Below are 21,353 nucleotides of genomic sequence, written 5' to 3' on the forward strand. Positions count from 1 at the left end.
GCATCGTCTCAAAGGGCAGTTACACAGTTCAAATTACAGACTCATCCGTGTCCGTGGCGTCTGCGTGATATACGCGTAGCGGAGCGGATCAGCAAGCCGCGTTGCAGCACGGCGAGCCTCTCAGTCGCGAGCGAAAACGCAGGGCGGAATCCGCGCAGCGGCTTCCGCCGCTGCCATGGGACGAGGGCCGCGGTTCGCGGCCGCTCGTACAGGAAGAAGGGCGTGACGCGCGTGCTCAGTGCGCGTCGGGTGCCGCTGCCGGCTTGCCCAGCGCCATGCCCTTCAGCACGTGCAGCGCTTCCGACAGCGCGTAGTCCTCGAGCGCCAGCGCGGCGCCGTCGCCGTCGCGGTGGCCGTCGTTCTCGTGGTCGCCCTTGAGGTGGTTGGGCAGGTCGCGTTCGGAGCCGATCAGTTGCGGCGCCTCGTCGCGGTGGCTGACGGCGAGGTCGGCGAGGGCGATGTCGGGGGCGATGCCGGCGGCCTGGATCGAGGTGCCGGACGGCGTGTAGTAGCGCGCCGTGGTCAGCTTGACCGCGTGGTCGTCGTCCAGCGGCAGCACGGTCTGCACGGAGCCCTTGCCGAAGGTGCGCCGGCCCATGATCAGCGCGCGGTGGTCGTCCTTCAGCGCGCCGGCGACGATCTCCGCCGCCGAGGCGGTGCCGTTGTCGACCAGCACCACCAGCGGCGCGCCGTTCAAGAGGTCGCCGGGCGTGGCGCTGAAGCTCAAATCGGCCTGCTTCAGGCGGCCCTTGGTGGTGACGATCACGCCGTGGTCGAGGAAGGCGTCGCTGACGCCGACCGCGGCGGTGAGCAGGCCGCCCGGGTTGGAGCGCAGGTCGAGCACGGCGCCGCGCAGCGGGCCGTTCTTCTGCACCAGCGCCGTCAGCTTGCGGCGCAGGTCGTCGGCGGTGTCGTCCTGGAACTGGCTGATGCGGATGTAGGCGTAGCCCGGCTCCAGCATGCGCGTCTTCACGCTGGCCACCTGGATGCGCTCGCGGGTGATCGTCAGATCCTCCGGCTTGACCGCGTTCTCGTGCAGGATGGTCAACGTGATCTTGGTGCCGGGCTCGCCGCGCAACTGTTTGACCGCCTCGTCCAGCGCGTCGGGATCGACCGGCTTGCCGTCGATGCGGGTGATGACGTCGCCGGCGCGGATGCCGGCGCGCTGCGCCGGGGTGTCGTCGATCGGCGCGACCACGCGCAGCTCGCCGTTCACCTGCAGCACCTCGATGCCGAGGCCGCCGTAGGCGCCGGTGGTGTCCTCGGTCAGTTCCTTCAGCCCGGCGGTGTCGAGGTAAGCGCTGTGCGGGTCGAGGCCGGCCAGCATGCCGCGGATGGCCGACTGCATCAGCGTCTTGTCGTCCACCTTGTCGACGTAGGCCTGCTTCACCAGCTCGTAGATGCGGGTGAAGTTGCGGATGTCGTCGAGGTCGGGTTCGTCCGGCGCGGGCGCGCTGGCGGCCGCGGCCGGCTTGGCGTCGGCGGCGGGCGCGGCGGCGTGCGCGGCGGGGACGAGCAGCAGCAGGGCGAACAGCAGCGGTGAGATACGCATGGGAACGAGTCTCGGGGTGGTGCGTGGGGGCATTATGCGCCGTGCAAGGATGCCCTGGTCCATTCCGTGCAGACGGCATGATGTCCGGAAGGTTCGCAGGGTGTGTCGCACGGCGCCGCCCAGGCTGGCTGCCTGGGCAAGCCGCGCGGCGCAGGCTGCGGGCCTTCTGGACATCACCCCGTCATTCGACTTCAAAGGTTGGGGCCGACGCTGTCTGCCCGCATCTCTTCGGCGCGCCGGCTCGACAGACGGCCAGTCTGCCTTCGCCGGCGCACCTGTGATCTGCAGGCAGACAGCGCCGGTGACGCCTGCACGGAATGGACCAGGGCATCCTCAATGCCGCGTCGCCAGCCAGGGCCGCGGATCGACCGGCTTGCCGCCCTGGCGCAGTTCGAAATACAGGCCGCGCGCGCCGTCGGCGCCGCTGCCGCTGGTGGCGATGGCATCGCCGGCGTTGACCCAGTCGCCGACCTCGCGCAGCAGCGACTCGTTGTCGCCGTACAGGCTCATCCAGCCGTCGCCGTGGTCGACGATGATCAGCATGCCGTAGCCGCGCAGCCAGTCGGCGTAGGCGATGCGGCCGTGCGCGACGGCGCGCACCGGCGTGCCGGGCTTGGCGGCGATCACCAGGCCGTGGCTGGCGGCGCCGCTGCGGTCGCGCGCGCCGAAGGCCAGCGCCAGCCTGCCGGCCAGCGGCCACGGCAGCCGGCCGCGCAACTGCGCGAACGGCTGGTCGGCGGGCAGCGCCTTCGGGATGTCGGCGAACACGTCGCGCAGGCGCTGCAGCAGCTGGTCGAGGTTCTGCGCGTCGCGCTGCAGCGCGGCGAGCTGCGCGCCCTGCGCCTTCAGCCGCGCCTCGGCCTCGGCCAGCAGCTTCTGCTGCCGCGCGCGCGCCTGCTCCAGCGCCTCGGCCTGGCGGGCGCGCTGGTCGCGGACGGTTTCGAGGGCGGCGCGTTCGGTCACGATGGAGGCTTGGACCGCGTCCAGGCGCGAAAGGTCCGCGGCCAGCGCCTGGATGCGCGCGACGCGGTCGCGCTGGAAGTAGCGCGAGTAGGCCAGCGCGCGGGCGATCCGCGGCAGATCCTCGCCGCCCAGCAGCAGACGCAGGTCCTGGCCGCGGCCCAGGGTGTAGGCGGCGCGCAGCAGGTCGGCCAGCGCGGCGCGCTGGTCGGCCAGGCGCCGCTCGATCGCCGCGCGCTCGTCCTGCAGGCGGTCGAGCGCCTGCTGTTTGGCCGCGACCGCCGCCTCGGCGTCGCGCAGCGCCCTGGCGGCGTCGGCCAGTTGCGCCGCCTGGCGCGCCAGCTCGGCCTCCAGGCTGTCGCGCGCGGCGCCGGCCTCGCGCTGCGCCTTGGCCAGCGCCTCGATCTGCGCGCGCACCTCCGTCAGCTTCTGCTTCGCCGCGGCTTCCTGGGCCTGGCGCTGAGCGTCGTCCTGCGCGGCGGCCTGCGCGGCGGCGAGCGCGAGCATGCCCGCGGCGGCGAGCGCGAGACGACGGAGCGGGGAGGTGCGACGACCGGACGGCGACGGCATGCGCCGCGATTATGGCCTGCCCGCGCGATCGCCGGCGAGCGCGCCGCGCCTCAGGCGGCGGACGCGCTCCAGGCGCGCAGCGCATCCAGCGCCGCGTGCGCGTCCTCGGTCAGCCGGCGCGCCGCGGTCACGCCCTCGCCGCGCGCGGCATGCTCGATCGCCTCGGCCGCGCCGGCCAATGCGTGCGCGCCGACCAGCCGCGCCGCTGCCGTCTGCGCCGCCAGCAACTGCCCGGCCTCCTGCATCTTCAGGTCGGCGAGGAAGTTGAGGCGGGTGGTCACCGGATCGATCGCCGGATACAGCTCGGTGTCGGCGAAGCGGCCCAGCGCATGGATGTCCTGCGCCTGCAGGATCGCGCGCAGGCGCGCGCTGGCGCGGTCGGCGTCGCCGCGCGCGCGGGCGATCTCCTCGAGCAGGGCGCGCTGTTCCGGCGGCATGCTGCTGCGCTCGAGCTGCGTCCAGGCGGCGGCGATCGACGCCTGCGCGCGGTCCAGCACGGCCACGCCCTGCTCCCAGCCGAGCAGGTAGTTGCGCACGCGGAACGCGGTGTCGACCACGTCGAGGCCGTAGGCGTCGGACACCGCCTTGGTCGCGCGCAGGCCGGCCAGGGCGTCATCGTGCAGGTGCGTCAGCGCGGCGATCTCGGCGCGCTGGCGGTACTCGTCCAGCACGATCACGATGGCGCCGGTGGCGAGCAGCAGGCCGAACAGCCACAGCAGCTGCACGCGGATGCCGGGCGCGCGCCGCGCCGCGCTCACTTCGGTTGCGGACGCCGCCACGCCTGCACGCGCTCCGCCAGCAGATGACCGGGCACGGCCATGCCGATCAGCGCGCCCTGCGCGTGATCGCAGCCAAGCTCGGCCAGCATCTGCCACTCCTCGATGGTTTCCACGCCCTCGGCGATGCTGGACAGGCCGAGTTTGCGCGCGAGGTCGAGGCTGGCTTCGACCACCGCGCGCTTGCGCGGCTGGCGCGGCGCGCCGGCGACGAAGCCCTGGTCGATCTTCAGCTCGGTCACCGGCAGGTGCGAGAGCTGCGCCAGCGAGGAGTAGCCGGTGCCGAAGTCGTCGATGCTGAGGCCGAAGCCCTTCAGGCGCAGCCGCGCCAGCACGTTCAGCGCGTGCGCGGCCTCGTCGATCACCGCGCTCTCGGTCAGCTCCAGCACCACCTCGCGCGGCTTCACGCCGGCCTCCTGCACGATCGCCTGATAACGGTCGGCGGCATCGGCGCGCACCAGGTTCAGCATGGAGATGTTCACCGACAGCTTGAGCTCCACGCCCTGCTGCAGCCAGCGCGTGCGCCAGGCGCAGGCGCGCGCCAGCACGCGTTCGGTGAAGCTGTCGATCAGGCCGCTGCGCTCGATCAGCGGCACGAAGCGCGACGGCGCGATCACCTGGCCGCGGTGCTGCCAGCGCACCAGCGCCTCGACGCCGCTGACGAAGCCGCTGTCGATCGCCACCTGCGGCTGGAACCACGGTTCGAACTCGTCCAGCGCCAGCGCCTCGGCGAGCGCCGATTCGGAGACGTCCAGCAGGCCCTCGTCGCGCGCCTGCTCGTCGTCCTGGTGGTACAGCGCCAGCACGTCGGCCAGCTTGGCCGCGGTCAGCGGTTTTTCCAGCGCGCCCAGCACGCGCAGGCCGCTGGCGCGGGCCACGGTCTGCACGGTGTTCAGCAGGGCGGGATCGAGCGCGGACAGCACCACCACCGCCTTGGCCAGCTGGCGGCTGGCGACGTGGCCGATCAGCTCGATGCCGTCCATCTGCGGCAGGTCGAGGTCGATCAGCAGCACGTCGGGCGGCGGCTCGGCGGCCGCCATCACGCGCAGCGCCTCGTGGCCGTCGCCGGCCTCCAGCGTGCGTTCGACGCCGATCGTGCCCAGCAGCCGCAGCGCGATCCCGCGCTGGAAGGCATGGTCTTCCACGACCATCACGGAAAGCTGGTCGTACCGCGCGTTCATCGCGGATCCCCCTGTCCCAGGCGGCTACCTTACGCCGCTGCGCCCGCGGAGGGGTAGGGTAGGCACGGGCCGACGGGAGTCCGCCCCGGCCCGGATGCTAAAATCGACGATCTTTGCCCCCTGAAAACGGCCCGCCGCCATGTCCGCGACCGCTCCCGCCCTCGACCTCGGCTACACGCTGGACGACAAGTACACGCGCACCGCCGGGCGCATCTACCTGTCCGGCGTGCAGGCGCTGGTGCGCCTGCCGCTGATGCAGGCCGCCCGCGACCACGCCGCCGGACTGAACACCGCCGGCTTCGTCTCCGGCTACCGCGGCTCGCCGCTGGGCGGCTTCGACCTCGAGCTGTGGCGCGCGCGCAAGCACCTCGCCGCCGCCCGCGTCGAGTTCAAGCCCGGCCTGAACGAGGACCTCGCCGCGACCATGGTCTGGGGCAGCCAGCAGGCCAACCTGTTCCCCGGCGCGAAGTACGACGGCGTGTTCGCCATGTGGTACGGCAAGGGCCCGGGCGTCGACCGCTGCGGCGACGTGTTCAAGCACGGCAACGCCGCCGGCACCTCGCCGCACGGCGGCGTGCTGGTGCTGGCCGCCGACGACCACGCCTGCCGCTCCTCCACGCTGCCGCACGGTTCCGAGCAGGAATTCGTCTCGGCGATGATGCCGGTGCTCAATCCGGCCGGCGTGCAGGACATCCTCGACATGGGCCTGCTCGGCTGGGCGATGAGCCGCTGGACCGGGCGCTGGGTCGGCTTCAAGACCATCGCCGAGACGGTGGAATCCTCGGCCTCGGTGGAGGTCGACCCGCACGCGCGCGAGATCGTCGTTCCCGCCGACTTCGAGCTGCCGCAGGGCGGCCTGAACATCCGTTGGCCGGATCCGCCGCTCGACCAGGAGCTGCGCCTGCACCAGTACGCGGTGGACGCCGCGCAGGCGTTCGCCCGCGCCAACCGCATCGACCGCGTGACGATCGACTCGCCGCGCGCGCGCCTCGGCATCGTCACCACCGGCAAGAGCTACCTCGACGTGCTGCAGGCGCTGGAGTTCCTCGGCATCGATGCGCGCATGGCCGCCGACATCGGCATCCGCGTCTACAAGATCGGCATGACCTGGCCGCTGGAGCCGCACGGCCTGCGCGCGTTCGCGCATGGCCTGGAGGACATCCTGGTGGTGGAGGAGAAGCGCGCCTTCATCGAGTCGCAGATGAAGGAGTACCTCTACCACCTGCCCGGGCCGCGCCCGAGCATCGTCGGCAAGTACGACGAGGCCGGCAACTGGATCCTGCCCTCGACCAGCGAGCTGACGCCGGCGCGCATCGCCCGCGTGATCGCGCAACGCCTCGGGCGCTTCTTCGCCAGCGAGGCGATCCAGCAGCGCCTGCGGTGGATCGCCGCGAAGGAGCAGGAGCTGGCGCTGCCGCGCGCCAACTTTCCGCGCGCCGCGCACTACTGCTCGGGCTGCCCGCACAACACCTCGACGGTGGTGCCCGAAGGCTCGCGCGCGCTGGGCGGCATCGGCTGCCACTACATGGTCACCTGGATGGACCGCCGCACCGACACCTTCACGCAGATGGGCGGCGAGGGCGTCACCTGGTGCGGGCAGGCGCCGTTCACCGAAACGAAACACGTGTTCCAGAACCTCGGCGACGGCACCTACTTCCATTCCGGCTCGCTGGCGATCCGCCAGGCGGTCGCCGCCGGCGTGAACATCACCTACAAGATCCTCTACAACGACGCCGTGGCGATGACCGGCGGCCAGCCGGTGGACGGCACGCTCAGCGTGCCCGACATCGCCCGCCAGGTGCGCGCCGAGGGCGTGCAGACCATCGTCGTGATGAGCGACGACATCGGCAAATGGTCGAAGCCGGAGATCTTCCCGGCCGGCGTCGAGTTCGTCCACCGCGACGAGCTGGAGGCGGTGCAGAAGCGCCTGCGCGAGGTGCCCGGCGTCAGCGTGCTGATCTACGACCAGACCTGCGCCGCCGAGAAGCGCCGCCGCCGCAAGCGCGGCAAGATGCCGGATCCGCCGAAGCGCGTGTTCATCAACTCGCTGGTCTGCGAGGGCTGCGGCGACTGCGGCGTGAAGTCGAACTGCGTCAGCGTGCTGCCGCTGGAGACCGAGTACGGCCGCAAGCGCGCCATCGACCAGTCGAATTGCAACAAGGACTTCTCCTGCGTCAACGGCTTCTGCCCGAGCTTCGTCACCGTGCACGGCGGCGGCCTGCGGAAGCGCGGCGGCAGCGCCGAGGCGGTCGATTTCGAGGCGTTGCCCGAACCGGCACCGCGCGGCGACCTGGCGCAGCCGTGGAACATCCTGATCACCGGCATCGGCGGCACCGGCGTGGTGACGATCGGCGCGCTGATCGGCATGGCCGCGCATCTCGAGGGCAAGGGCGCGACGGTGCTCGACCAGACCGGCCTGGCGCAGAAGGGCGGCGCGGTGACCACCCACGTGCGCATCGCGCGCACGCCCGCCGACATCCACGCCGTGCGCATCGCCGCCGGCGAGGCCGACCTGGTGCTGGGCTGCGACATGGTGGTGGTCAACGACTACTGGTCGCTGTCGAAGATCCGCGCCGGCCGCACGCACGCGGTGCTGAACAGCTACGAGGCGATGCCGGGCACGTTTACGCGCCAGCCCGACCTCAAGTTCCCCGCGCAGCAGATCGTCGCCGCGGTGCGGCAGGCGCTGGGCGGCGCCGAACCGGACCTGCTCGACGCCACCGACCTCGCCACCGCGCTGCTCGGCGACTCCATCGCCACCAACCTGTTCGTGCTCGGTTACGCCTGGCAGAAGGGTCTGGTGCCGGTCGGCCGCGCGGCGCTGCTGCGCGCGATCGAGCTGAACGGCGCCGCGGTGGAGATGAACAAGCGCGCGTTCGGCTGGGGCCGGCTGGCGGCGATCGACCGCGCGCGCGTCGAGCGGGCGGCCGGCGTCGGCGCGGCGTCGGCCGCGGCCGCAAACGTCGCCGCGCTGCCGCTGGACGACCGCCGTCTCAGCCGTTCGCTGGAGGACGTGATCGAACGCCGCATGCAGTTCCTCGCCGGCTACCAGAACGCCCGCTACGCCGCGCGCTACCGCGCGCTGGTCGACCGCGTGCGCGCCGCCGAACAGCAGCGCGCGCCCGGGTGCAGCGGGCTCGCCGAGGCGGTCGCGCGCCACGCCTTCAAGCTGATGGCGTACAAGGACGAGTACGAGGTGGCGCGCCTGTACACCTCCGGCGAGTTCGCGCGGCAGATCCGCGAGACCTTCGCCGGCGACTTCAAGCTGCGCTTCCACCTGGCGCCGCCGCTGCTGGCGAAGAAGGACGCCGACGGCCATCTGCGCAAGGCCGAGTACGGGTCGTGGGTGTTCGTCGCGTTCAGGCTGCTGGCCGGCCTGCGCTTCCTGCGCGGCACGCCGCTGGACGTGTTCGGCCGCACCGCCGAGCGGCGCCTGGAGCGGCGGCTGATCGAGGACTACTTCGGCTGCGTCGAGGAGCTGATCGCGACACTCGATGCCGGCAATCACGCGCTGGCGGTGACCATCGCCTCGATCCCCGACGCGATCCGCGGCTACGGCCACGTCAAGGAAGACCGCTACGCGCGGGCGCGCAAGCGCTGGGACGAGCTGATGGCGCAGTGGCGCCGGCCGCGCGGCGAGTCGGCGCGCGCGGCCTGAGCGCTCAGGCCGCGTGCAATTGCGGGCCGGCCGCGGCCCGCGCGTGCGGCGTGGCCGGATTGTCGCCGGGCGCCGGCACCAGCATGTCGGCCAGCAGGTGCAGGCGCCGGCAGGCGCGCTGGCGCGCGGCGCGCACGTCCGCGTCGCCCTGCAGCAGGGCGAGGCGCAGCAGCGCGCGGTCGAGGCGCAGCAGCGCGCCGCCGGCGCACAGCGCGTCGCGGTGGTAGGTCACTTCGGCGTCGAGGTAGCGCAGTGCCTCCTCGGCCTGCTCGAGGAAGGCGTCGCGCTCCGGCACCCAGGCCAGGCCGGCGGCTTGCGCCAGCAGCGCGCGCAGCTCGCCGGTGCTGCGCTTCCACGCTGCCGGCGGGCAGGAATCGCAGGCGACCAGTTGCTTCAGCACGTTCATGTGCGCGAACGCCCGCAGCAGCAGCTGCTCGAAGGCGTCGGAGATGCCGGCCTCCGCCAGCATGGCGGCGATCTCGGGGTATTCCTCGGCCAGCGTGCACAGGCGTTCCACCGTCGCGCCGTCGACGATGCGCGCGTGTTCGCGGGTATCGGCGCAGGCGATGGTGAGGGCGATGCGCAACTGCCGCCACACCGGCAGGGCGTCGGGCCGACGGCTGGCGGCGATGGACGCCTGCGGTTCGGCGAGATCGTGAGGGACGCGGGTCATGGCGTGGGCTCCTTGCTCGGCGCATCGCCCTTGCGGTGCGCTCACCCCGGGAGCAGCAAGCGCTGTGCCAGCGCCGGCGCGCACGCGTGCCACCGCCGCCGAAACGGCCGCCGCGACAAGCTTGTTCATAGTCGATGTGACGGGCGTCCCATTTCGCGCCCCTCGCGGGCGAGGCCGGCCGCGCGGGGCGACAACCTTTGTTGCGATCGCGCGGCGCGTCCGGCGGCAGGTGACGCTGCGCGCCATGTCGACTGCCGGCCCGCGCGCCGCCGACAATGGCGGCATGCCGTCCCGCCGCCGCCCCGCATGTGCCTGATCGCCGCCGCCTGGCAGGCGCACCCGCGCTGGCGCCTGCTGCTCGCGGGCAACCGCGACGAATACCACGCGCGCCCCGCGGCGCCCGCCGCGCGCTGGGACGACGCGCCCGAGGTGCTGGGCGGGCGTGACCTCGAGGCCGGCGGCACCTGGATCGGCGTCAGCGAGCGCGGCCGCGCCTGCGTGGTGACCAACTTCCGCGACCCGCGCGCCGACCGCGGCGGCCGCTCGCGCGGCCTGCTGGCCGCCGAGTTCCTGCGCGCCGGCGCGTCGGCAGGCGCCTGGTCGGAGGCGCTGGCCGCGCGCGCCGCCGATTACCGGCCGTTCAACCTGCTGCTGTTCGACCGCGACAGCGCGCGCTACGTCGGCAACCATCCGGCGACGCGCATCGCGCCGCTCGCGCCCGGCGTGCACGGCCTGTCCAACGGCCCGCTGGAGGCGCGCTGGCCGAAGAGCGAGCGCCTGACCGCGGCGCTGCGCGACTGGCTGGCGCGCGGCGAGGACGACTTCGCGCCGCTGTTCGCCGCGCTGGCCGACGACGCGCCGGCGCCCGACGACGCGCTGCCGCACACCGGCATCGACCTCGAATTGGAGCGCCGCCTGTCCGCGCCGTTCATCCGCGGCGAGCGCTACGGCACGCGCGCCAGCACGGTGATCGCGTTGGCGCACGACGGCGGCGGCGTGCTGATCGAGCGGCGTTTCGGCGCCGGCGGCCGCGCCGACGGCGAGACCGTGCTGCGCTTCGTGACGCAGGCGTGAGGCCGCCTCAGAGCACGCGCGCGCCGCGGATCCAGCGGAACTTGCTGTCGAAACGGGCGTTTTTGCCTTCGACGCAGAACACCAGCGTGGTCGCCGGCAGCGCCACCGTCTCGACGATGCGCTGCTGCACCGCTGCGGCCTCGGCGGCGCGGCGCCGCCGCCACCACGGCGTGACGCGGAAGCCGAGCGCGTACAGCGGCCGTTCGGGCAGGTGCTTCACGCGCTTGCGCACCAGGTAGGCGCGGCGCGCGCCGGCGGCGGCGAGCGCCGCGCGCAGGTCGGCGACCGCCGGCGGCGCCAGATCGTGGCGCAGGAACTTGTCGTTGCCGCGGATCTGCGCGCGCTCGGCGCGCGCCGCTTCCAGCAGCGCCCGGCGTTCGCACAGGCGCGCGTGCCAATGGTCGGCGGCGGCGCGGTCGCCGCGACGCCAGTGGAAATCGCGCAGCGCCTCGGCGCCCGGCGCGATCGCCTCCTCGTCCAGCTGCATCGCGCGCTCGACCAGCGCCACGCCCGCGGCGTCGTCGCGTGCCAGCAGGCGCGTGCCGAGCGCGTAGCACGTCGGCGCCGAGTCCGGCGCGCGCGCGTGCAGGGCGCGGAACTGCGCCAGCGCGGCGTCGGCGCCGGCGCCATAGGCTTCGTCGAGGCGCGCGCGTTCGAACGCTTCGTCGAGCGACAGCTCGCCCGTCTGCGCCGCGGCTTCCAGCGCCGCCAGCCGCGCGCGCCCCTCCTGCACCCGGCGGTAGTGCTCCTGCCAGTCGTGGCGGATGCGCTCCGCCCAGCGCGCGTCGAGTTCGGCGACCAGGCGCTCGCGCGCCGCGCCGAGCAGACGGTCGGCGCCCTCGCCTTCGCCGGGCGGGTTGAAGCGCGGCGCTTCGCCGACCGCCCGCAGGCGGTCGGCGAGGCAGGGGTGCGTGTCGTCGGCGGTGGTGCGCGCGGCCAGCGCGCCGTCCAGCCAGGCGCGCGCGGCGGTTTCGTCGATGGCGCCGCGCAGGCCGGCGCCCAGCCGGGCGAACGGCGCGAAGGCGGGCTGCGGCTGCTCGTCGGCCTGGCGGTGCACGTCCGGCCAGTAGCGCTCGCCGAGGTAGCGGCCGATCACGCTGGTGCCGGTCAGCGCCTCGGCGACGGTGCGCGGCGAGGTCAGCCGCGCGGACACCGCGTCGGCTTCGTACTCGTTGGCGCGCGCCAGCGGGAAGGAGTAGGCGGCGAAATACGGCGCGTACCAGCGGAAGAACGGGCGGAACAGGAAGGAGCCGCGCTGGCCGGGCCGTTCCAGCGCGGCCTGCAGGCGCGCCCAGGCCATGCGCAGCCGGTAGATCTGGTTGCCGAAGCGCGCGTGGCCGCCGGCGAGGTGGCCGAATTCGTGGGCGAGGATCGCCTGCAGCTGCGCCGGCGTGGTGCACTTCAGCAGCGGCAGGCCGAGCAGCAGGTAGTTGCGGTGCCAGCCGAACAGGCCGAGCCGCGGCACCTGCACCACCGCGGCGTTGAAGTCGTCGGTCAGCAGTACGCGGTGGAAGCACGGCGCGCGCAGCGCGCGGCGCAGGCGGTCGATGACGACGAACAGCTCGGGCGATTCGCGGCGGTCGAGCGCGATGCCCTTCGGCGCCTCGATCCGCACCCACAGCGCGCGCAGCACCAGCCACAGGAACGCGCCCAGCGGCAGGATCAGCTTGATCGCCAGCGCCTTCAGCCACAGCGTCGAGGCCAGCGAGGCCAGCACCAGCGCCGCCAGCGCCAGCAGCACGCCGGCGAGATAGCCGTAGCCGAGCAGCGCCAGCAACGCCACCCGCAGGCGGTAGGCGCGCGGCCGCTGCCGCGCCTGCGGCTCCAGGCGCGCGACCAGCGCCTCGAAAGCTTCCCGGGTGATGGCCATGCGCCCCCCCACGCATTGCACGAGACCGGCGCGCAGTGTACGGAGCGCGGACGCCGGCGGAAATGCGGCGGCCGCCGCGCGGCCGCGGTCAGCGCACCGTGCCGGAGACGATCAGCGGCGCGAGGTCGTAGCCCATCGCCGCGGCGCGCGCCTTGAGGTCCTCGAAGGTGGCGCGGTCGAGGCCGGGTTCGCGCGCGAGGATCCACAGGTGCTCGCGCGAAGGCTCGCCGACCATCGCCCAGCGGTAGCCGGGATCGAGCGCGATCACCCAGTAGTCGCCCCACACGAACGGCAGGAAGCCGAGCCAGGACGGCGCGAAGCGCACCTCCAGTTCGGCCGGCGCGCCCGAGGGATCGGGGCGGCGCGCCACGCCGTCGGCCGATTTCACGCTGCCGTCGGCCTTCACGCAGGTGTTGCGCACGCCGAGCGTGCCGTCCGGGTTGGCGGTGTAGGTGGCGGTGATGTCGCGCGCGCAGTCGCGCTCGAAGTAGAGCGGCAGGCGCGCGATCTCGTGCCAGCTGCCGAGGTAGCGCGCGATGTCGATGTCGGGGATCGCGCGCACCGGCTCGGCGGCGCGCGCGGTGCCGGCGGCGGCGGCGACGCAGAACACGGCAGCGGCGATACGCATCGCGGTCTCCTCGGAGCGACGGCGCCTATTGGCGTCCCGCGGCGGTGAACCCGCGATGAAGCCGCCGCCGGGCCTTCCGGGCATCGCGCCGTCATTCGATTTCGTGAGGCCGGCGCCGCCTGCGTAGAATGGACCGGACCATCCCCGACATCGGCGCGCGGCCGCGCCGGCCGCGGCGACGACGGGACGCGCATGCTCGACAGGCTCTGGCTGGGCTTCTTCCTGACCGCCGCGGTCGCCGCGCTGGCGCACTGGCTGGTCGGCGGCGACGCGACGGTGTTCGCGGCGATGGTCGAAAGCCTGTTCGCCATGGCCAAGCTGTCGGTCGAAGTGATGGTGCTGCTGTTCGGCACGCTGACGCTGTGGCTGGGGCTGCTGGGCATCGCCGAACGCGCCGGCGTGGTCGACGCGCTGGCGCGGCTGCTGGGGCCGCTGTTCCGGCGGCTGATGCCGGAGGTGCCGGCCGGCCATCCGGCGATCGGCCTGATCACGCTCAACTTCGCCGCCAACGTGCTCGGCCTGGACAACGCCGCCACGCCGATCGGCCTGCGCGCGATGCGCGAGCTGCAGACGCTCAATCCCAGCGCCGACACCGCCAGCAACGCGCAGATCCTCTTCCTGGTGCTGAACGCCTCCTCGCTGACCCTGCTGCCGGTCGGCATCTTCATGTACCGCGCGCAGCAGGGCGCGCCCGACCCGACGCTGGTGTTCCTGCCGATCCTGCTGGCCACCAGCGCCTCGACCCTGGCCGGCCTGCTCGGCGTGGCGCTGGTGCAACGCCTGAAGCTGTGGGATCCGGTGGTGCTGGCCTGGCTGGGCGGCGCGGCGTTGCTGCTGGGCGGCGCGATGGCGCTGCTGGCGGCGCTGTCGGCGACGGCGCTGGCGGCGCTGTCGTCGCTGCTGGGCAACCTCGTGCTGTTCGCGATCGTGATCGCGTTCCTGCTGGCCGGCGCGCGGCGGCGCGTGCCGGTGTACGCCTGCTTCGTCGATGGCGCCAGGCAGGGCTTCGACGTGGCGAAGGACCTGCTGCCCTACCTGGTGGCGATGCTGTGCGCGGTCGGCGTGCTGCGCGCCTCCGGCGCGCTCGACTACGCGCTGGACGGCATCCGCTACGTGGTGCACGCCGCCGGGCTGGACGCACGCTTCGTCGACGCGCTGCCGACCGCGCTGGTGAAGCCGTTCTCCGGCAGCGCGGCGCGCGCGATGCTGATCGAGACCATGCAGCACAACGGCGTCGACAGCTTCCCCGCGCTGCTCGCCGCCACCGTGCAGGGCAGCACCGAGACGACGTTCTACGTGCTGGCGGTCTATTTCGGCGCGGTCGGCATCCGCCGCGCGCGCCACGCCGTCGGCTGCGCGCTGCTGGCCGATCTCGCCGGCGTGCTGGCGTCGATCGCGGTGTGCTACCGCTTCTTCGGCTGACGGCGGCCGCGTCGCCCGCCTGCAGGCAGGGGACGAGGGGGCGGCTTCACTGCCGGCCCGGCCCGCGCAGCACGCGCGCGGGCAACAGCAGCAGGGCGCGCAGGAAGGCGAACACACCCTCGACGGCGATGCCGAGCAGGCGGAACGGCAACAGCAGCAGCCAGACCAGCGGATACAGCAGCAGCGCCAGCAGGGCCAGCGGCCAGCACGCCACCAGCAGCAGCAGCCACAGCAGGAAGGTCAGCATCGGCGGTCTCGCGGGGCGCCGGCGTGCGGCGGATGCGCCATCGTAGCGCCGTGCGGCGCGCTCAGCGCCTGTGAAAAAACTCACGTCCCGCGAGTTTTTTCAGTCGTGAATCCGGCGCATGTCCGGACTCACTCCCGCGCAGCGAGCGCTTGCGCGCCCGCTGCGCGCGAGCCGTCCATGGCTCGCCTGAGAGGCTGTTTTTCACAGCCTCTCAGTGCGCCGGCAGCGTCTGCCCGGCCAGCGCCGCGCGGATCTCGCGCAGCTTGGCCTTGACCCGGGCCTCGTTGTCCGCGCCGATGCGGATCATCGCCTTCTGCCCGAACGAGCGCGCCTCCAGCGCCGGATCGGCGTAGGTGTAGTACACGTTCGGCTGCGCCAGCGCGACCGGCGGCTGGACGTCGGGCGCGGCCAGCAGGTGGTCGATCACCGCGATCAGGCGGTCGTTGAAATAGCCCTTGGGATAGCCGAGGTCGCGGTAGGCCTGCTGGAACAACGGGTAATAGTGCACGTACCAGGCGACCGCCGCCTGCGTGTCGACCGCTTCCAGCAGGCGCACGTAGGCTGCATAGCGCGCGGCATTGCGCTCGGCGATCACGCGCCGGCCGTTCGCCTCGGCGGTCTGGAACGCGCCGGGCGGGGTGCGCAGCGGCAGGATGTTGTTGCCGATCTGCGGCCGCGGCAGCGCGTCGATCGTGGCGACGATGCGCGGGATGATCGCCTGCGGCAGCAGCAGCGCCTGCAGGCCGTCGGCGCCGGGCAGCGCGGACAGCGACCGCAGCACCGCGTCGTCGCTGTCGGCCAGCGCGGGCAGCGGCGCGGTCGAGGCGGGCGCGGCGGCGACGCGCTCGATCGGATGCTGGACGGGCGGCGGCGCGGTGGTGGTCGGGGCCGGTGCCGCCGCGGTCGCCGGTGCGGCGGTCCGCGCCTTCTGCTGCGCGTGGTACAGCCAACCCGCGATCGCCGCCGCGAGCGCGATCGCGCCCGCGCCCGCGATCCACCATCCGCCAGAGCTTCGTTGGGCCATCGTCAATCTCCGTGCGCCGGATCGAACGGGGGATTGGACGCGCCGGCCGGCGAATCGTTCCGCGCCGGCGCCGACCCTCAGCCGAATGGACTGACGCCGATCCAGCGCGCGTGCAGCCAGAACGCGAACGCCGCCCACGCCGCCGCGCCGATCACCAGCGCGCCGAGGTCGCCGGCGAGCGTGCCCGCCGGATAGGTGGTGCCGGCGATCCGGTCGCGGCGCCGCCACATCGCGTAGTCGCCGGCCGCCCACAGCAGGAACGCGCCGAACAGCAGCACGTCGTGCAGGGAACCGTTCGTCAGCAGGTGGCCGAGCGCCCACAGCGCCGTGCCCGCCAGCATCGGGTGGCCGAGTTTCGCCCTGAAATGGTTGGCCGGCCCGCGCGCGGCGAAGAACAGCACCAACGCGGCCAGCGTGAACAGCGCGTTGACGTGCCGCGCCCAGGCCGGCGGGGCGTACAGCGGCACCGGCTGCTGGCGGGCCTCGCCGAAGCCCCACACGATCAGCACGAAGCCGACGATCGACACCACGGAATACAGCGCCTTCCAGCCGCGCGCGCCGAGGCGCGCCAGCATGCGCGTGCGCCAGCCTTCCGCGTACATGCGCAGCGAGTGCGCGCCGAGGAAGATCGCCAGGCCGAGGATCAACATCGCCATGCTGCAGTTCTCCGGGAGCGGTACGGGCCTCGCGCGCAAGGGTCCGACAGGCGGCACCCGGCGCGCAAGTCGCGCCGCGGCCGGCCCGGGCGCGGGGCCGGCCGCGGCGGCGTTCAGAACGCGCCGATGAAGTCGGCCTTGCCCAGCTCCACGCCGCAGTGGCGCAGGATCGCGTAGGCGGTGGTGCAGTGGAAGAAGAAGTTGGGGAACACGTAGTCGAGCAGGTAGGGCTGGCCCTGCAGCGTCAGCGGACCGCTGCGCCGCGGCACGGTGACGGTGCGCGCCTCGCTGCCGTCGATCTGCTCCGGCTTCAGCGAGTTCAGGAAGGCGATCGCGCGGTCCAGGCGCGCGTACAGCTCGGCGAAGCTGGTCTCGTTGTCCTCGAACCTGGGCGCTTCGATGGCGGCCAGGCGCGCGGCGCCGTTCTTGACCATGTCGGTGGCGATCTGCACCTGGCGGGTCAGCGGAAACATGTCGGGATACAGGCGCGTCTGCAGCAGCACCTCAGGCGCGAAGCCTTTCGCCTGCGCGTGCGCCTCGCCCTTCTTCAGCACGTGGGCGAGGTTGGCAAGCGCGCGCACGAACACCGGCACCGAAGCCTGGTACATCGAGAGCGTCATGTCGGACTCCTGTCGATACGGGGAAAGGGCGCGGCCGCACGGCCGCGCGACGCGCCAGTGTAGCGCCCGACGCCGGCGGCAGACGCGGCGGCCGGCGCGATCCGTCGCGGCGGTCAGAGCTTGTGAAAAAACTCGCGTCCAGTGGGTTTTTTCAGTCGTGAGTCCGGCACAGGTCCGGACTCACTCCCGCGAAGCAAGCGCTTACGCGCTCGCTTCGCGCGCGAGCCGTCCATGGCTCGCCTGAGAGGCTGTTTTTTTTCACAGCCTCTCACGCCTACGCCGGCTGCGGCACCGGCTGGCGCGCGACCCGCCGCGCCAGCAGCGCGCCCGCGGTCAGCAGCAGCGCGGACAGCAGGAACGCCGCGCCCGGCAGGTGCAGATCGGCGTACGCGCCGATGAAGGCGGCGAACACCTGGGTGAACAGCGCCGGACCGAAGATGCCGGCGAGGCTGGCCAGGCTGGTGATCGCGCCCTGCAGGCGGCCCTGCTCGTGCGGGTCGACCTGGCGCGTCATCAGCGCCTGCGTCGACGGGCCGGCCAGGCCCCACAGCGCCAGCAGCGGAATGCCGACGAGGAACACCGGGCCGCTGGTGGCGAGCCCCATCACCGCGAAACCTGCTGCGCCGCAGACCAGGCCGATCAGCAGCGTGCGCCGCTCGCCGAGGCGCGGCACCAGCCGGCCGACCAGCCAGGCCTGCGTGAAGGCGTTGCACAGGCCGACCAGCGCCAGCGTGTAGCCGACCGCCTGCGCGCCCCAGCCGTAGCGGTAGTCGGCGTACAGCACGAACACGCTCTGCAGCACGTAGTGGGCGAGGTTGGAGAGGAACACCAGCGTCGCCAGGCCGAACACCTGCGGATAGCGACGCAGCAGGAACAGCGAGCCGAGCGGATTGGCGTGCGCCCAGTCGAAGCGCGCGCTGCGCCGCTCCGGCGGCAGCGCCTCGGGCAGGATGAACCAGCCGTAGCAGAAGTTGGTCAGCGCCAGCAGCGCCGCCGCCCAGAACGGCGCGCGCAGGTGCCAGTCGCCGAGGAAGCCGCCCAGCGCCGGGCCGACGATGAAGCCGATGCCGAACGCCGAACCGAGCAGGCCGTAGCTGGCGGCACGCTTCTCCGGCGGCGTGACGTCGGCGATGTAGGCGTTGGCGGTGGTGAAGCTGGCCGCGGTCATGCCGGAGATGCAGCGGCCGATCAGCAGCAGCGGCAGCGTGCCGACCAGCGCCATGAACAGGAAGTCGATGCCGATGCCGAGGTTGGACAGCAGGATCACCGGTCGCCGTCCGTAGCGGTCGGACAGCGCGCCCTGGATCGGCGAGCACACGAACTGGATCAGCGCGAACAGCGTGCTGAACACGCCCACCCACATCGCCGCGCGCGCGACGCCGCCGCCGGCCAGCCGCTCGACCAGATGCGGCAGCACGGGAATGATGATGCCGAACGACAGGATGTCGATCAGCACGGTCACGAACACGAAGATCACCGCGGCGCGGCGCACGGGAGCGCTTAAGGACATGGCGGGTCTCGGGGGCAGGGGATCGGGCGCCGGCTGGGGCCGCGAAGGCGCGATTGTACGGATTCGGCGCGGCCGCTGCGCGGCCGTTCGCCGGGCGATCCGGCCAGCGGCGCCACGGCCGCAGCGGCGCGGCCGCCGCCGCCGCGTGGCGGCCGCCGCGCCGCCGGCGTATGCTGGCCGCATGCGTCCGCGCGCCCGCCGCCGCCGCAGTCCCGCCCCGCGGCTGTCGCCGCACCCCTCGTAGCGTGCCTTTCCGTCCGCGGCCCCGCCGCGCGCGGCGGGCCGCCTCGTCCTCGCCGTCGTCGCAGGGAGGTCCCATGACCACGCTCAAGCTCAACGGCCGATCCGTCGACACCGATGCCGCGCCCGACACCCCGCTGCTGTGGGTGCTGCGCGACCACCTCGGCATGGTCGGCACCAAGTTCGGCTGCGGCGCCGCGCTGTGCGGCGCCTGCACGGTGCATCTCGACGGCGAACCGGTGCGCTCCTGCGTGACGCCGCTGTCGGCCGCGGCCGGCCGCGCCGTCACCACCATCGAAGGCGTCGACGGCAAGGTGGCGGCGGCGGTGCTCTCCGCCTGGGATGCGATCCAGGTGCCGCAGTGCGGCTACTGCCAGCCGGGCCAGGTGATGAGCGCGACGGCGCTGCTCGCGCGCAACCCGCGGCCGAGCGACGCCGAGATCGACGCGGCGATGCAGGGCAACCTGTGCCGCTGCGGCACCTACCCGCGCATCCGCGCCGCGATCCACGCGGCCGCGCGGAGACTGGAGGGCGGCACATGAACGCGCAGATCGATCTCTCCCGCCGGCGTTTCCTCAAGGTTTCCGCGCTGGCCGGCGGCGGCCTGCTGCTGGGTTTCCGCCTGGCGCGGGGCGCGGAGCGTCCGCCGGCGCAGGCGCTGGCGCAGGCCAACGGCGACCTCGCGCCGAACGCGTGGCTGGCCGTGCGCGGCGACGGCGGCATCCGTTTCGTCTGCCCGCGCAACGAGATGGGCCAGGACGTGTTGACCTCGCTGGCCATGCTGCTGGCCGAGGAGCTGGGCGCGGCGCCGCGGCAGATCGAGGTGCTGCAGGCCGAGGTCGATCCGGCCTACGTCAACGGCCTGCTGGGCGCGCAGATCACCGGCGGCAGCACCAGCGTGCGCGACGCCTGGGACAAGCTGCGCCAGGCCGGCGCCACCGCGCGCGTCATGCTGGTCGCCGCCGCCGCCGCGCAGTGGCAGGTGCCGGCCGCCGAGTGCACGGTCGCCGACGGCGTGATCCGCCACGGCAACAAGCAACTGCCGTTCGCCGCGGTCGCCGCGGCGGCGGCCAAGCTGCCGGTGCCGGCGGAAGTGCCGCTGAAGCCGCGCGCGCAGTTCGGCGTGATCGGCAGGCCGCTGCCGCGCCTGGACGGCGCCGCCAAGTCGCGCGGCCGCGTGCTGTACGGCATCGACGTCGCCGCGCCCGACATGTTGTACGCCGCGCTGCTGCCGTGCCCGGTGCTCGGCGGCAGGCTGGCGCGCTTCGATGCTGCCGCTGCCGAAAAGCGCCCGGGCGTGCGCAAGGTGGTGGCGATCGACGACGGCGTGGCGGTGCTGGCCGACCACTGGTGGCAGGCGCGGCAGGCGCTGGCCGGCCTCGAGGTGGAATGGGACGAAGGCCCGGCGGCGACGCTCGACAGCGCGGCGATCCAGGCCGCGCTGGAAGCCGCGGCCGAGCAGCCGGGCGCGGTGGCGAAGCAGGCCGGCAACGCCGCCGCCGAATTCGCCAAGGCGAAGCCGATCGAGGCGCGCTACACCGCGCAGATGCTGGCGCACGCCACGCTGGAGCCGCAGAACTGCACGGCGCGCGTCGGCGGCGACGGCGTCGACGTCTGGGTCAGCACGCAGTTCCCGCAGGGCGCGCGCGACATCGCCGCGAAGGCGGCGGGCGTGAAGCCGGAGCAGGTGCGCATCCACGCGCAGTTGATCGGCGGCGGCTTCGGCCGGCGCCTCGAGGTGGACTTCGTCGGCCAGGCGGTGGCGATCGCCAGGGAGGTGGCGGGCAAGTCGGTCAAGCTGATCTGGACGCGCGAGGACGACGTGCGCCACGACTTCTACCGACCGCCCTCGCTGCACCTGATGCGCGGCATCATCGCCGACGGCCGCGTGCGCGCCTTCAGCCAGAAGATGATCTCGCCGTCGATCACCGCGCGCATGTTCCCGGACGCGGTGAAGGACGGCATCGACGCCTTCATGGTCGAGGGCGCGGCCAACCTCGTCTACGACATCCCGCACCTCGACCTGCGCACGGTGATCCAGGAGGTCGGCGTGCGCGTCGGCTACTGGCGCTCGGTCAGCAACGCGCTGAACGCGTTCGCCATCGAAAGCTTCGTCGACGAGCTGGCGCACGCCGCCGGGCGCGATCCGGTCGCGTTCCGCCTGGCCATGCTGGACCGGCAGCCGCGCCAGCGCGCGGTGCTGGAACGCGCGGCGAAGGAGGCCGGCTGGAAGACGAAGCCGGCGCGCGGACGCGCCTTCGGCTGCGCCTCGATGGAGTGCTACGACACCCACGTCGCGCTGGTCGCGCAGGTCGCGGGCGGCGCCGGCCGCGTCAAGCTGGAGCGGCTGACCTTCGCCGTCGATCCGGGCATCGCCGTGCATCCGGACCAGGTGATCGCGCAGATGCAGGGCGGCGCGGTGACCGGGCTGATCGGCGCGCTGCGCGGCAAGATCACGATCAAGGGCGGGCGCGTCGAGCAGTCCAACTTCCACGACTTCGCCATTCCGCGCATCGCCGAGGTGCCGCCGATCGACGTGCACGTCATCGAGGGCGGCGACAAGCCGGGCGGCATCGGCGAGGTCGGCGTGCCGCTGGTGGCGCCGGCGATCGCCAACGCGGTGTTCGCGCTGACCGGCACGCGCATCCGCGCGCTGCCGCTGGCCGACGGCGGGGTGGCGTTCGCCTGAGAT

The 21,353-nt window shown here is 73.2% G+C and carries 17 protein-coding genes; 5 read left to right on the top strand and 12 right to left on the bottom strand.

Going from position 1 to position 21,353, the window contains the following annotated elements; translation table 11 throughout:
* Positions 1-235 precede the first annotated feature (235 nt).
* The 4 genes from MBSD_RS13030 to MBSD_RS13045 all read right to left on the bottom strand — a co-directional run bounded on the left by MBSD_RS13030 (position 236) and on the right by MBSD_RS13045 (position 5,039).
* Positions 236-1,552: a S41 family peptidase gene (locus MBSD_RS13030; RefSeq protein WP_062537737.1), complete on the bottom strand. Its 1,317-nt coding sequence runs from the start codon at positions 1,550-1,552 to the stop codon at positions 236-238.
* Between the two features lie 333 nt (positions 1,553-1,885).
* On the bottom strand, positions 1,886-3,019 hold the full coding sequence (locus MBSD_RS13035; protein WP_062537738.1) for a murein hydrolase activator EnvC family protein: 1,134 nt from the start codon (positions 3,017-3,019) through the stop codon (positions 1,886-1,888).
* A gap of 113 nt (positions 3,020-3,132) precedes the next feature.
* Positions 3,133-3,861, bottom strand: a complete 729-nt coding sequence (locus MBSD_RS13040; RefSeq protein WP_062537739.1) for a hypothetical protein — start codon at positions 3,859-3,861, stop codon at positions 3,133-3,135.
* Positions 3,837-5,039: an EAL domain-containing response regulator gene (locus MBSD_RS13045; protein WP_062537740.1), complete on the bottom strand. Its 1,203-nt coding sequence runs from the start codon at positions 5,037-5,039 to the stop codon at positions 3,837-3,839. The genes MBSD_RS13040 and MBSD_RS13045 overlap by 25 nt, the downstream gene beginning before the upstream one ends.
* A 139-nt stretch (positions 5,040-5,178) precedes the next feature.
* Here MBSD_RS13045 and MBSD_RS13050 point away from each other — a divergent pair, with 139 nt between their 5' ends.
* Positions 5,179-8,697, top strand: coding sequence for an indolepyruvate ferredoxin oxidoreductase family protein (locus tag MBSD_RS13050; RefSeq protein ID WP_062537741.1), 3,519 nt, complete (start codon positions 5,179-5,181; stop codon positions 8,695-8,697).
* A gap of 4 nt (positions 8,698-8,701) precedes the next feature.
* On the opposite strand, the gene MBSD_RS13055 is transcribed toward MBSD_RS13050, so the two are convergent.
* Positions 8,702-9,370 (bottom strand): hypothetical protein, encoded by a 669-nt coding sequence (locus tag MBSD_RS13055; protein WP_062537742.1) that lies wholly within the window; start codon positions 9,368-9,370, stop codon positions 8,702-8,704.
* A 306-nt stretch (positions 9,371-9,676) separates the two neighbouring features.
* Here MBSD_RS13055 and MBSD_RS13060 point away from each other — a divergent pair, with 306 nt between their 5' ends.
* Positions 9,677-10,444 (top strand): NRDE family protein, encoded by a 768-nt coding sequence (locus MBSD_RS13060; RefSeq protein WP_062537743.1) that lies wholly within the window; start codon positions 9,677-9,679, stop codon positions 10,442-10,444.
* A 7-nt stretch (positions 10,445-10,451) separates the two neighbouring features.
* Here MBSD_RS13060 and MBSD_RS13065 read toward each other — a convergent pair whose 3' ends face one another.
* Together MBSD_RS13065 and MBSD_RS13070 are read right to left on the bottom strand one after the other, a co-directional pair.
* On the bottom strand, positions 10,452-12,314 hold the full coding sequence (locus MBSD_RS13065) for a M48 family metallopeptidase (RefSeq protein ID WP_201797500.1): 1,863 nt from the start codon (positions 12,312-12,314) through the stop codon (positions 10,452-10,454).
* 88 nt (positions 12,315-12,402) lie between these two features.
* Positions 12,403-12,942, bottom strand: coding sequence for a lipocalin family protein (locus tag MBSD_RS13070; protein ID WP_062537744.1), 540 nt, complete (start codon positions 12,940-12,942; stop codon positions 12,403-12,405).
* Positions 12,943-13,134: 192 nt separating this feature from the next.
* Here MBSD_RS13070 and MBSD_RS13075 point away from each other — a divergent pair, with 192 nt between their 5' ends.
* Positions 13,135-14,364, top strand: coding sequence for a nucleoside recognition domain-containing protein (locus MBSD_RS13075; protein ID WP_062537745.1), 1,230 nt, complete (start codon positions 13,135-13,137; stop codon positions 14,362-14,364).
* A 46-nt stretch (positions 14,365-14,410) separates the two neighbouring features.
* On the opposite strand, the gene MBSD_RS13080 is transcribed toward MBSD_RS13075, so the two are convergent.
* The 5 genes from MBSD_RS13080 to MBSD_RS13100 all read right to left on the bottom strand — a co-directional run bounded on the left by MBSD_RS13080 (position 14,411) and on the right by MBSD_RS13100 (position 18,421).
* Entirely contained in the window at positions 14,411-14,611 is a 201-nt protein-coding gene (locus MBSD_RS13080) for a hypothetical protein (RefSeq protein WP_062537746.1), read from the bottom strand.
* A 211-nt stretch (positions 14,612-14,822) separates the two neighbouring features.
* The gene (locus tag MBSD_RS13085) at positions 14,823-15,635 is read right to left on the bottom strand and encodes a DUF3014 domain-containing protein (protein WP_062537747.1); all 813 of its coding nucleotides are present in this window, start codon (positions 15,633-15,635) and stop codon (positions 14,823-14,825) included.
* Between the two features lie 77 nt (positions 15,636-15,712).
* Positions 15,713-16,291 carry an NnrU family protein gene (locus tag MBSD_RS13090; RefSeq protein WP_062537748.1) on the bottom strand — a complete coding sequence of 193 codons (579 nt, stop codon included), beginning with the start codon at positions 16,289-16,291 and terminating at the stop codon, positions 15,713-15,715.
* Between the two features lie 113 nt (positions 16,292-16,404).
* Positions 16,405-16,911 (bottom strand): DUF1993 domain-containing protein, encoded by a 507-nt coding sequence (locus MBSD_RS13095; RefSeq protein ID WP_062537749.1) that lies wholly within the window; start codon positions 16,909-16,911, stop codon positions 16,405-16,407.
* Between the two features lie 274 nt (positions 16,912-17,185).
* Complete coding sequence (locus MBSD_RS13100; protein WP_062537750.1) at positions 17,186-18,421, bottom strand: TCR/Tet family MFS transporter; 1,236 nt, start codon at positions 18,419-18,421, stop codon at positions 17,186-17,188.
* Between the two features lie 317 nt (positions 18,422-18,738).
* Here MBSD_RS13100 and MBSD_RS13105 point away from each other — a divergent pair, with 317 nt between their 5' ends.
* Entirely contained in the window at positions 18,739-19,203 is a 465-nt protein-coding gene (locus MBSD_RS13105) for a (2Fe-2S)-binding protein (protein ID WP_062537751.1), read from the top strand.
* Positions 19,200-21,350: a xanthine dehydrogenase family protein molybdopterin-binding subunit gene (locus MBSD_RS13110; protein ID WP_062537752.1), complete on the top strand. Its 2,151-nt coding sequence runs from the start codon at positions 19,200-19,202 to the stop codon at positions 21,348-21,350. The genes MBSD_RS13105 and MBSD_RS13110 overlap by 4 nt, the downstream gene beginning before the upstream one ends.
* Positions 21,351-21,353: the final 3 nt, after the last annotated feature.

Source organism: Mizugakiibacter sediminis, from assembly GCF_000953855.2.
In the GTDB taxonomy this organism is placed as follows: domain Bacteria; phylum Pseudomonadota; class Gammaproteobacteria; order Xanthomonadales; family Rhodanobacteraceae; genus Mizugakiibacter; species Mizugakiibacter sediminis.